The 11,873-nt window shown below is 65.7% G+C and carries 9 protein-coding genes, 1 other RNA gene and 1 pseudogene; 10 read left to right on the top strand and 1 reads right to left on the bottom strand.

What is annotated here, in order from left to right:
• Positions 1-67: 67 nt before the first annotated feature.
• Complete coding sequence (gene rarD, locus NVV79_RS21825) at positions 68-1,018, top strand: EamA family transporter RarD (RefSeq protein WP_303994124.1); 951 nt, start codon at positions 68-70, stop codon at positions 1,016-1,018.
• On the opposite strand, the gene NVV79_RS21820 is transcribed toward rarD, so the two are convergent.
• Positions 1,015-1,917 (bottom strand): hydrogen peroxide-inducible genes activator, encoded by a 903-nt coding sequence (locus NVV79_RS21820; RefSeq protein WP_303994121.1) that lies wholly within the window; start codon positions 1,915-1,917, stop codon positions 1,015-1,017. The genes rarD and NVV79_RS21820 overlap by 4 nt on opposite strands.
• A gap of 91 nt (positions 1,918-2,008) precedes the next feature.
• Here NVV79_RS21820 and katG point away from each other — a divergent pair, with 91 nt between their 5' ends.
• The 9 genes and pseudogenes from katG (at position 2,009) to rnpB (ending at position 11,720) form a co-directional block, all read left to right on the top strand.
• Positions 2,009-4,216 carry a catalase/peroxidase HPI gene (gene katG / locus NVV79_RS21815; protein ID WP_303994118.1) on the top strand — a complete coding sequence of 736 codons (2,208 nt, stop codon included), beginning with the start codon at positions 2,009-2,011 and terminating at the stop codon, positions 4,214-4,216.
• Between the two features lie 477 nt (positions 4,217-4,693).
• Entirely contained in the window at positions 4,694-6,208 is a 1,515-nt protein-coding gene (locus tag NVV79_RS21810) for a winged helix-turn-helix transcriptional regulator (protein WP_303994115.1), read from the top strand.
• Between the two features lie 99 nt (positions 6,209-6,307).
• On the top strand, positions 6,308-7,438 hold the full coding sequence (locus NVV79_RS21805) for a DUF2336 domain-containing protein (protein ID WP_303994110.1): 1,131 nt from the start codon (positions 6,308-6,310) through the stop codon (positions 7,436-7,438).
• Between the two features lie 141 nt (positions 7,439-7,579).
• Positions 7,580-8,530 (top strand): metalloregulator ArsR/SmtB family transcription factor, encoded by a 951-nt coding sequence (locus NVV79_RS21800; RefSeq protein ID WP_303994107.1) that lies wholly within the window; start codon positions 7,580-7,582, stop codon positions 8,528-8,530.
• Positions 8,531-8,542: 12 nt separating this feature from the next.
• A complete protein-coding gene (gene metF / locus NVV79_RS21795) occupies positions 8,543-9,460 on the top strand; it encodes a methylenetetrahydrofolate reductase [NAD(P)H] (protein WP_303994104.1) in 918 nt (305 codons plus the stop codon).
• A gap of 192 nt (positions 9,461-9,652) precedes the next feature.
• Positions 9,653-10,429 carry a hypothetical protein gene (locus NVV79_RS21790; protein WP_303994100.1) on the top strand — a complete coding sequence of 259 codons (777 nt, stop codon included), beginning with the start codon at positions 9,653-9,655 and terminating at the stop codon, positions 10,427-10,429.
• A gap of 26 nt (positions 10,430-10,455) precedes the next feature.
• Positions 10,456-10,977: pseudogene (locus NVV79_RS22715) on the top strand (TerB family tellurite resistance protein); the annotation flags it as partial.
• A gap of 70 nt (positions 10,978-11,047) precedes the next feature.
• On the top strand, positions 11,048-11,302 hold the full coding sequence (locus NVV79_RS21780) for a DnaJ family molecular chaperone (protein WP_303994095.1): 255 nt from the start codon (positions 11,048-11,050) through the stop codon (positions 11,300-11,302).
• Positions 11,303-11,334: 32 nt separating this feature from the next.
• Positions 11,335-11,720: RNase P RNA component class A (gene rnpB, locus NVV79_RS21775), an RNA gene on the top strand.
• Positions 11,721-11,873: the final 153 nt, after the last annotated feature.

Here is an 11,873-nt window from a genome sequence, read left to right as displayed (position 1 = left end):
GCAGTCCCGGCGCGGCGCTGGTATCACATTGGCTTCAGCCATCCCGTCCGGGATGCGGAGTTTTTCGATGTCCCTTCCCGAATCCGCGCCGGAGGCCATTGCGCCAGCCGAGGTTTCTTCCGCGTCCCAGGTGACGGCAAATGACGGCCGCAATGGCGTGCTGGCGGCCCTGGCCGCCTATACGCTGTGGGGTTTCCTGCCGCTGCTGTTCCGCGAAGTCGAGGCGGCTGGTTCGGTGCTGATCGTTGCCGAACGGACGGTGTGGTCGCTGCTGCTACTGGCCGGCATCCTGGCCTTTTCCGGCGGCTTCGGGGAAGTTCGCGCGCTGTTTGCCGACCGGAGACGCGCGCTCGGCACGCTGCTGTCGGCCGTCTTGCTGGCGGGGAACTGGCTGCTCTATGTGTGGGCGGTGGAAACCGGGCAGGTGCTGGAAGCCAGTTTCGGTTATTTCATCAATCCGCTGGTCAATGTGCTGATGGGCATGATCCTGCTCGGCGAGCGGCAGAACCGGCTGCAGACCATTTCCATCCTGATCGCCGCCGTAGCCATCGGCATCCAGGCGATCGGGCTGGGCAATATTCCGTTCATCGCGCTGGGGCTGGCGCTGTCCTTCGGCTTCTACGGCTATTTCCGCAAGACGGCCCATCTCGGGCCGGCCACGGGCCTGTTTGCCGAAACGGCCATGCTGGTGCCGGTGGCGCTGGGCTTCGTCATCTACACCATCGTCAGTTCGGGCCCCGGCGTTCATGCCGATCCCTATCTGATGACGATGCTGGTGCTGACCGGGCCGGCCACGGCCATTCCGCTGCTGCTGTTCGCTTTCGCGGTGCGGCGGCTGCGGCTGACTACGATCGGCATGTTCCAGTATATCGCGCCGTCGATCCAGTTCCTGGTGGCGATCTTCCTGTTCGGCGAACATCTCAACGGGCTGCGCCTCTTGAGCTTCGCGCTGATCTGGGTGTCGCTGATGGTGTTCAGCTATGACAGCTTCCGCCGGCGGGGCCGGGCGGCGGCCTAGGCCGCGACAGCCGGCCGTGCGCCCCTGATCGCCTCGGCCATTTTCTCGAAGGTCTTGCCGAAGGGCGTCGCCGCACGCCAGACCAGCGACAGTTGCCGACCGGCGCCGGGCGAGACCAGGTCGTGGATGGCAATGCGGGGATTGTTCGCTTCCTTGCGCAGGGCGATGCGCGGCAGCAGCGTCACGCCCTGGCCGTTGGCGACGAATTCGACAATGGTCGAGAGCGAGGTGGCCGCGAAGGTGCGGCCGGCGGGATCGCTGTCGAGCCGGCAGGCCGCGATGGTCTGGTCGCGGAAGCAGTGGCCTTCGTCGAGCAGCAGGATGCGGTCGGGATCGAGGCTGGCGAGCGAAACCGGCGTGGTGGTGGTCTCCTCGCGGCTGGTGGCCAGCACGAAGGGATCATCGAAGAGCGGTTGGCTGACCAGGCGCGGACCGTCGCTGGGCGCCGCGGTGCCGATCAGGGCGATGTCGAGGCTGCCATCGCCCAGCCCGGCGATGAGCGCATCGGTGCGGTTTTCGCTGACGGTGAAATCGAGGCCGGGCAGGCCCTTGGTCAAAGCCGGGAAAATCTCGGGCAGCAGATAGGGCGCCACGGTGGGAATCAGTCCGAAACGGATCGGACGGCTGGGCTGGCCGGCATGGCCGAGAATCAGCGTTTCGACCGCTTCGGCACTTTCGACCACGCGCTGTGCCAAGGCGATGAATTCCCGCCCGAGCGGCGTGGGCCGGACGCCGCCGCGCAGCCGGTCGAACAGCGGCGCGCCGCACAGGCCTTCCAGCGCGAGGATTTGCTGGGACAAAGCCGGCTGCGACACGGCGCAGGCTTCGGCTGCCCGCCCGAAATGGCCTGACCGGGCCACGGCCAGCGCATATTGCATCTGTTTGAGGGATACGCTCACGATAAGTTTTTCCTATTGGTATGGGAAGAACTATCGATTGGCCTAATGATTGTCACCCCCTATATAGCCGGTAGCAGCAAAGGAGCCCGCAATGGACGATCAGATTTCCCCCCATTCCCAAGGTGAGACTCCGGCCGGCAAGTGCCCGGTGGACCACGGTAAATCAGCAGGGCGCAGCAACCGCGACTGGTGGCCCAACCAACTCGATCTTTCGGTGTTGCACCAGCATTCGGCCCTGTCCAACCCGATGGGCGAGGCGTTCGACTATGCTGCCGCGTTCAATGGGCTCGACCTCGATGCGCTCAAGGCCGACCTGCGCGCGCTGATGACGGATTCGCAGGAGTGGTGGCCGGCCGATTTCGGGCATTACGGGCCGCTTTTCGTGCGCATGGCCTGGCACAGCGCCGGCACTTATCGCGTGGCCGATGGCCGTGGCGGCGGTGGCGGCGGCCAGCAGCGGTTCGCGCCGCTCAATTCCTGGCCGGACAACGTGAATCTCGACAAGGCGCGGCGCCTGCTCTGGCCGCTCAAGCAGAAATACGGCTCGGCCATTTCCTGGGCCGACCTGATGATCCTGGCCGGCAATGTCGCGCTCGAATCCATGGGCTTCAAGACGTTCGGCTTTGCCGGTGGACGTGTCGACACCTGGGAGCCGGAGCTCGATATCTACTGGGGCAAGGAAGGCGAGTGGCTGGCCGATGAGCGCTATAGCGGCGACCGCGATCTCGACGATCCGCTGGCGGCCGTGCAGATGGGCCTGATCTACGTCAATCCCGAGGGGCCGAACGGCAATCCGGACCCACTGGCTTCGGCCCGCGACATCCGCGACACCTTTGCCCGCATGGCGATGAATGACGAGGAAACCGTGGCGCTGATCGCCGGCGGCCACACCTTCGGCAAGACGCATGGCGCGGGCGATGCCGCCAATGTCGGGGCCGAGCCGGAATCGGCCGGTATCGAGGCGCAGGGCCTGGGCTGGGAAAACAAGTTCGGCACCGGCAAGGGTGGCGACACGATCGGCAGCGGGCTCGAAGTCACCTGGACCTCGACGCCGACCAAGTGGAGCAACAACTTCTTCTGGAACCTGTTCGGCTATGAGTGGGAGCTGACCAAGAGCCCGGCCGGCGCCCACCAGTGGACGCCCAAGCACGGCATGGGCGCCAATTCCATTCCCGATGCGCATGATCCGTCCAAACGCCATGCGCCGACCATGCTGACCTCCGATATCGCGCTGCGTGTCGATCCGGCCTATGAGAAGATTTCGCGCCGCTTCTTCGAGAATCCGGATGAATTCGCTGACGCCTTCGCGCGCGCCTGGTTCAAGCTGACCCACCGCGACATGGGCCCTAAGACCCGCTATCTCGGGCCGGAAATTCCTGCGGAGGACCTGATCTGGCAGGACCCGATCCCGGCGCTCGACCATGCCGTGATCGACGATGCCGATGCGGCGGCGCTCAAGGCGAAAATCCTTGCCACGGGGCTGTCGGTGGCCCAGCTGGTTTCGACCGCCTGGGCGTCGGCCTCGACCTATCGCGCTTCGGACATGCGGGGCGGCGCCAATGGCGCGCGCATTCGCCTGGCGCCGCAGAAGGATTGGGACGTCAACAAGCCGGCCCAGCTTGCCGATATCCTGGGCAGGCTCGAAGCTATCCAGGGCGAGTTCAATGCGGCTCAGGGTGGCGGCAAGAAAGTGTCGCTGGCCGACCTGATCGTGCTGGCCGGCAGCGCTGGTGTGGAAAAGGCAGCCAAGGATGCCGGGCTCGATATCACCGTGCCCTTCACGCCGGGTCGCATGGATGCGTCGGCGGAGCAGACCGACGGCGATTCCTTCGCGCCGCTCGAGCCGACGGCCGATGGCTTCCGCAACTATGCCCGTGGCCGCCAGCGCCTGTCGCTCGAAGCGGGGCTGGTCGACAAGGCACAATTGCTGGGGCTGACGGCGCCGGAACTGACCGTGCTGGTGGGTGGGCTGCGCGTGTTGCGGGCCGGCGAGCCCGAGCATGGCGTGTTCACCAACCGTCCGGAAGTGCTCAGCAACGACTTCTTCGTCAACCTGCTGGATATGGCGACGCAGTGGAAGCCGGCGGCCGAAGGCCGCGGCATCTATGAAGGGCGTGACCGGACGAGTGGCGAGCTGCGCTGGACCGCCACCCGCGCCGACCTGATCTTCGGCTCGCATTCGCAATTGCGTGCGCTGGCCGAGGTCTATGGCCAGTCCGATGCCGGCGAAAAGTTCGCCAAGGACTTCGTCTCGGCCTGGGTCAAGGTGATGGACGCCGACCGCTTCGACCTGCGCTAAGCGACGAAAAACCAACAAAGGCCCCGGGCATGTCCCGGGGCCTTCTTTCATGAATGGCATGCCCGAAGGGAGCTCAATCTCTCCGGGCATGCCGCGGCCGGCCGGCTGGCCAGCCGATCAGGTCAGGCGCAGCCAGTCGCTCAGGCGCTCCCACAGGCCGGCCTTTGACGGCGGCGGCGGCTCGTTTCTTGCGACAGGATGGTCCTTGCCTATCGGGCGTGTGGCCGATCCGCCCAGTCTGGCGGTGAACATGACGCTCACGAGCGGCGCCCCTCGCTGCGATCCCGATCGCGTTCCATCGGATCCCCCCAATGCTTCGGCGGCAGGCTACGCGGAGATTGTTGGCTTGTTGTTTGATGGACGGATTTTCGCGATTTGCCCGCTTGTCATTGCCGCCCGCCGCTGCAAATCTCCGGCCTTCAGGGGCGGACAGTCTTGCGCAGGCACAGTTTCAACGGGTTGATATTCGAGGAATCGATGCGTTCGGCCCGTGGCGCCGATGGCAGCGAGATCGTCTTCACGCGCCAGGAACGGGTGCTGCTGATGGAGCTGACCCGTCGGCCCGGCGCATTGGTGAGCCGGAGCGAGTTGCACCGCGCCATGGCCGCGACGGGCCGTATGGCGGGCGAGCGCAATGTCGATTTCATCGTCAATCGCCTGCGCGCCCGGCTGGGTGATGATGCGCGGGCGCCGCGTTTTATCGCCACGCAATATGGCGAAGGCTATGTGTGGATCGCCGCGGCCGATCGGCCCGACGGGGTGGCGGCTTTCGTCGTGGTCGGCCCGGTGCGCGGCGAGGCGCAATCGGCCGCGGCGGCGAACCTGGTGCAGGGCATAAGCGATCAGTTGGCCACCCTGCTGGGCAGCGGGCGCAAGGTTGTGCTGGTGCCGGACTGGCAGGGGGACGATGCGGCGCAGGTCGCCTTTGCCCTCGAGATCAGCCTGCATGCGGAGCAGTCGGACCTGCATGCCGCCATGGCGCTACGCAGCCTGCCTTCGGGCCGGGTGATCGCGACGCGCCGGGCGCGGATGGCGCAGGGCGAGGGTGCCGGGCAGGGCGTGGCGATCGCCCGCTGGGCTCGCGGCGCCATCTGGCGCCATATCGCGGTGCCCGATGGATCGGAGCTATTGACGCCATCCGATGTGCCGGTGGAAATCCGGCTCAACGAGGCGGGTCGCGCCCTGACCCGCTCGCCCGAGCGCTGGCGCGAGGCCGAGGCGCAATTGCGCAAGGCGCGCGACGAGCGGCCGGGCGATCCGTCACTGGCCATATTGTGGGCGCTCAACCTGTTTGCCCGGCTCATCCAGTGGCCGCCCGATCCGGGGCTGGCCTCTCCCGGCGGTGCCACGGCGCTCGAAGACGAGATCGAAACACTGGTGCTCGGCAACCTGGCCGGGATCGAGGACAATGCCCTGCTCAAGCTGGCCGCGGCCAAGCTGCTGTTCTTCATCGATCGCGGCCATCTCGACATGGCCGAGCAACTGGCTGACGAGGCCTTTGCCGACAGCACGGCCTTCGGCGCTGCCTATGCCACGCGCGGCCAGATGCTGATGTGCCGGGGCGCCATAGCGGAGGCGGTTGCGCTCTATGACAAGGGGATCGAGCTGGCCGAGTTCGGTTCGGACTTCCACATCTATCTGCTGGTGCTCAAATGCACCGCGCTGATGGCGGGCAATGACCGGCCGGGCGTGGCGCGGACCAGCGAGGAACTTTACCTCGCGCGGCCCAATAGCCGCTGGATGGCGCCGTTCTTCATCTCGCCCTATGACGGTGACCTGCCCGAGCCGGTGGCCGCGGCGCTTTCGGCCTATTCGCCCGAACGCTGCCAGCAGGTGCTCCGGCACCTCTACCAGACCTCGGCACGGCATTTTCTTGCCGCGGGGCACCGGGCCAATGTCATGCGCGGACTGGCGACTGGCCTGCGTCGGCTGGTGGGGCCGCAGGCCATTCCCGATGACATTGCCAAATTGCTGACGGCATCCATTCGCTAAAATTTGAATCAAATGCTCGTTCCGGCCTTCAGGGCCCGCAAGAAGGTGCCCGTGCATCGTCAGATTCCAGATTTGCGGCAGAAGCCGGGAGAGCAGGCAATGAGCGAGCTTGATGAAGGCCAGCGGGCATTTTCGAGTTTCCGCGTCCTCAATGGCGAAGACAACCAACCGGAGCGGGAACAGTTGTTCCGCAACATGGCGCAGCTCTTCAGCTACGTCTCGGACCGGTGCGACGACGAACAGGTCGCCCAGTATGACGAGGTGCTCTGCCAATTGGCCGAACTGGTCGAGGTCGAGGCGCGGGCGCATGTCGCCAAGCTCCTGGCCCCGCTGGAGCGGGCGCCGGGCACTGTCGTGGTCAAGCTCGCCAATGACGATATCGAGGTGGCCAAGCCCCTGCTCGAATTCTCCAATGTGCTCAGCGACGACGACCTGATCGACATTATCGGCCGCCAGAGCGAAGAGCATCGCCTGGCCATTGCCGGCCGCGCCAACGTGCCCGAGCGGGTGGGCGAGGCCATTGTCGAGCACGGCGACCGCACTTCGGTAGTGCGCCTGGTGCGCAATTCCAATGCGGAATTCGACAAGGCGACGCTGGAAAAGCTGGTGGAACGCGCGACGCGCGATGCCGAAATGGCCGCCGACCTGCGCAACCGCCCCGAAATCGACTGGAAGAGCCTGCGCGGCGAGATCGACTCGGTGGCATCAAAGGTGCTGGAGACGCTGGGCGAGGTCGACCGCAGGTTCGATCCCGTGGCGGCCGGCAAGGTCAATGCCGTGGTCTATAACCGGTTGCGCAATCGCGCCGGCTTCTCGGCCACCGAATGGAAAGTGGCCTATAACCAGGTCAAGGCGCTGAGCGACCGCAAGCAGCTCGACGACCGCGCGCTGACCCGCTTTGCCCGCTTCGGCTATGGCCATCATGCGGCAGCCGCGCTGACCGTCATCCTGCGCGTGGCGCCGGAAGTCTTCGTCAAATGGCTGGCCAGCCAGGATTATGTGGCGATCACCGTGGCGCTCAAGGCTGCCGGCATGTCGCCCGACCTGTTCGAGGCCACCGTGGCGACCCTGCCATGGCGCGACCTGCCGAGCGAGGCCGACAAGGCCATGGTCGTCAGCCGCTTCGAGGCCATCGACAAGGAAGAAGCCATCGGCATTTTCGAGCTGTGGCGCGCCCATTCCTTTCGCAAACGCGCGGTCAGCGAAGAACGTGCTGCGATGAGCGCCTAGGCGTTTGCTACAAGCTAGATCGTCACCCTCGGGTCAGGCCCGAGGGTGACGGCTTGTGTTTTGTCGACGCATCCTGCACATCCCCTCTGGACCTCCGCCTCACTCTAATATAAAGATATCTTTATATCTCGTGAGGGGCAGATGGCTGAGCTGGATGAACTGGTGAGCGTGCTCAAGGCGGCGGGGGAGGGTACCCGCCTGCGCCTGCTGGCGCTGCTGGCCGATGGCGACCATTCGGTCAAAGACCTGACGGAAATCCTCAAGCAGAGCCAGCCGCGCGTGTCGCGGCATCTCAAGCTTCTGGCCGATGCCGGCCTGATCGAGCGCAATGCCGAGGGCGCCTGGGCCTATTACGGCCTGGCGCAGGACGGGCATGGCGCCGCGCTGGCCGAGTGGCTCATCGAGCGGGTGGATGGTGACGATCCGGAGCGCCGGCGCGACATCGAGCGGCAGCAGGCCGTGCGCACCAGCCAGCAGGCGCAGGCTACCGAATATTTCGCCAAGGTCGCCAGTTCATGGGACCTGCTCAAGACGCTGCATGTGCCCGAGGAAGCGGTGGAGGCCGCAGTGGTCGCGGCTTTGCGCGGGCGGCATGTCGAGACGCTGATCGACCTGGGCACCGGCACCGGGCGGATGCTCGAAGTGCTGGCCGGCTCCTACAAGCGCGGCATCGGCATCGATTCGAGCCGCGAAATGCTGGCCGTGGCCCGCTCGCGGCTGGCGAGCGCCGGCATTACCCATGCCCAGGTGCGGCTGGGCGATATCGGCGATGTGGACCTCGCTGCCGGGCCGGCCGATGTCATCGTCATCCATCAGGTGCTGCATTATTTCGACGATCCGGGCCGCATGCTGGCGCAGGCGAGACGCCTGCTGAAACCGGGCGGGGAAATGATCATCGTCGATTTCGCCCCGCACGATCTCGAATTCCTGCGCAGCGAGCATGCCCATCGGCGACTTGGCCTGTCGCAGCTCCAGATGAGCGGCTGGGCCGCCACTGCCGGCCTCGCGGTCGAGGCGGTGCACGAGTTTCCCGGCGAGAACAGCAAACGTGGGCTGACGGTCTGCCTGTGGCGCCTCAGCGACAAGACTTGAACGGATAGATCAATGCTCGACGACAATCTCCGCGCCAGCCGCCAGACAGCGCATGATCGCCCGGACCTGCAGATTTCCTTCGAATTCTTCCCGCCCAAGACCGACGTCATGGAGGAAAAATTCTGGGACACGGTGCATCGGCTGGCCCCGCTCAAGCCGCGCTTCGTGTCGGTCACCTATGGCGCGGGCGGCTCCACCCGTGAGCGCACCCTGCGCATGGTCCGCCGCATCAAGGCCGAGACCGGCGTCGATGCCGCGGCACATCTGACCTGCGTGGGCGCGAGCCGGGCCGAGGTCGATGACGTGGTGCTCGGCTACCGGGACGCAGGCATCAACCGCATCGTGGCGGTGCGCGGCGATCCGCCGGAAGGCGTGGGCAAGCCGTTCGTCGCCCATCCCGAAGGCTATCGCAATGCGATCGAGCTGGTCGAAGGCATCCGACGGATCGGCGACTTCGACATTTCGGTGTCGGCCTATCCGGAGCGGCACCCGCAGAGCCCGGACTGGAACAACGAGATCGACAATCTCAAGCGCAAGATCGATGCGGGCGCCACGCGTGCCCTCACGCAGATGTTCTTCTCCAATCCGGATTATCTGCGCTATCTCGACCGCGCCCGCGCCGCCGGCATTACGGCGCCGATCGTGCCGGGTATCCAGCCGATTCATAGTTTCCGCCAGATTGCCAGCTTCGCCGCGCGGTGCGGCACGGCCATTCCCGGCTGGCTGGCCGAGCGCTTCGAGGGGCTCGACGAGGACCCGGAAACCCATGCCTTGGTGGCAGCGGCGGTGGCAGCCGAGCAGGTGACCGAACTGGTGGATGAAGGCGTCACCGAGTTCCACATCTATACCCATAACCGTTCGCCACTGGCGCTGGCGCTGGGGCGTATCCTGGGGCGGCGGCATGAGGTCGCGGCGGTCGACGCCGCCTGAATTTAACCTTGTATTCACCATGATCTGGTGCCATCAGCTCTCGGCCTGCGAGGCTGGGAGCTGGCACAGCGTCATTCAGCTTCGGTTCAGCTTGCAGGCTTCATTGCTGGCAGCGTGCGCCGTTTCACAAAATGGCCACGAAAATCCGGCTCTTTCGCCCTTGAGGGCGGAGCAAATCGGGACGTAAGGACCATGAGCATCGACCGTCGTATCACCAATGGCCTGGCCTGGGCCGGTGCAATTCTCGTCGTCGGCATTCCGACGGCGGACCTGTTGTCGGCGCAGTTCATGGGCAATCCGTCCGATCCGGTGCCGGCCCAGGTGGCCGTGATCGAGCCCATTGCCCCCATTCCGGCGCCGCTGAGCCAGCGCCCCGATGCGCCCGTGGCCAAGCCAGCGGCGGAAGTGGCCGCGGTCGTTGCCCCGGTCAAGCCCGCCACCACGCCTGCCGCAGTTACCAAGCCGGCGGCGACCCCTGCCGCACAGACCGCCGATGCAGTCGATGCCTTCCTGCAGTCCGGCCGCAAGCTGCCCAGCTATATCACCGGCGCCGATGTCGCCGCGCCGACCGAGGTGGCCGTCACGCCGCCCGCGCGCACGCCTATCGTCACGACCCCGCCAGTTGCACCCACGACGATCGATCCGGTCGAAGTCGCCGCCATCGCGCCGCAAAAGGTGGCGCCGGTCCCCATGCCGCTGTCGATGCGGCCCCGCCCTGTCGTCGTCGTGGCGCCGCCGGTCGTGGTCATTCCGCCCTCTGTCGGCCTGCCGCCGGCAAATGTCACCGCGGCTGACCTGGCCGATTGGGAAAGCGGGCCGCTGTCCGAATTCCTCGCCCGGCGCCAGGGTGGCAATGCCTATGTCGATCCGGGCTATGACCCGAACGGCTTTTACCTCGATGAAGGCCCCAACCGCTCGCGCGCCCGCGTCATTGCGCGGGAAGTGGATTCCTTCTTCTTCGCCGATTGACGGGAGGCGGCCATGCGCCGCCGGCAATGGACCGCGCTGTCCGCAATCGTTATCCTGTCCGTCGACGGGCAGGATGCCCGCCCGATTCCTTCCAAAAGGCGCAGCCGGTAGTGGATTGCATGCGCGAGCCCGAAGAGAAAATCGACATGTGGCAGAGATTGAGCGACCTGGTCGGCTCGTTCAGCCAGCGCACCGGCCTGGCGGGGTCGCTGGTCAATGCGCTCGACCCCGATACCTGGCTGCCGGGTGGGCGCGACGCCGCCTTCACCCTGGCGCTGATCGCGCTCGCCGCCAAGATGGCGGTGGCCGACGGCGCGGTGACCGCCTCCGAGGAGCGCGCCTTCCGCGCCACGGTGGAAATCGCCCATGGCCATGAAGAGCAGGTGATCCGCGTGTTCAACCTGGCCAAGCAGGATGTCGCCGGCTACGACGCCTATGCCCGCAAGGTCACGCGCTTCTTCCACGACAGTCCCGATACGCTCGAGCATGTGCTCGACAGTCTGTTCTATATCGCCACGGCCGACGGCTTGGTGCATGAGGCCGAGCTCGACTACCTCAAATCGGTCAGCGACATTTTCGGCTTCGACGATGCGCGCTTCGAGCAGATGGCCAGCCAGCATGTGCAGCTCGAAGCGGGGGGTGGACCCCTATGCCGTGCTGGGCCTGGCGCCCAATTCGCCGCCCGACGAGATCCGCCGCGTCTATCGCCTGCTGGTGGCCGAGCACCATCCCGACCGGCTGATCGCCAAGGGCGTGCCCGAGGATCTGATCGATGTGGCGACGGATCGCATGAAGGCGATCAACCTGGCCTATCAGGCGCTGACCAGGCCCAGGCAGACGCCGCTGCTGACCGCCGACCCCGCCAGCGCTTGACGCGGGGGCACCCAACTCACTACATCAGCCGGCCAGTTGACCGGGTGGCCGCTGGCAGTGGGGTAACCTGCTGCTGGAGGAAAGTCCGGGCTCCTTCGAAACACGGTGCCGGCTAGCGGCCGGCGGGGGCGACCCCAGGGAAAGTGCCACAGAAAGCAAACCGCCCGGCCTCGGCTGGGTAAGGGTGAAAGGGTGCGGTAAGAGCGCACCGGGTGCCTGGCAACAGGGACCGCACGGTAAACCCCACCGGGAGCAAGACCAAATAGGGATGACGCGGGGCGCAAGCCCCAGCCTGTTTCGAGGCCAGATCATCCGGGTTGGTTGCACGAGCGTCCTGGCAACAGGCGCCACAGATGAATGGTCACCACGTCGCGGAAACGCGGCCCTACAGAACCCGGCTTATAGGTCAACTGGCGTTGAATATGCCGCCGATCTCCAGAAATGGAGGTCGGCGGTGCCACTTTGGGCTGTCGATATGCGGAGGGCTTAAGTCAGGCTTTTGCGACATCATGTATGAAAAACTTGACATATTGTCGCCTTTCTCATACTCATCGCTGCGGCAACGAATGGA

This window comes from Devosia ginsengisoli (assembly GCF_024707105.1).
Classification (GTDB): Bacteria; Pseudomonadota; Alphaproteobacteria; order Rhizobiales; family Devosiaceae; genus Devosia; species Devosia ginsengisoli_A.
The sequence above is the reverse complement of the archived record's forward strand: the minus strand, read 5'-3'. Positions and strand labels throughout refer to the sequence as shown.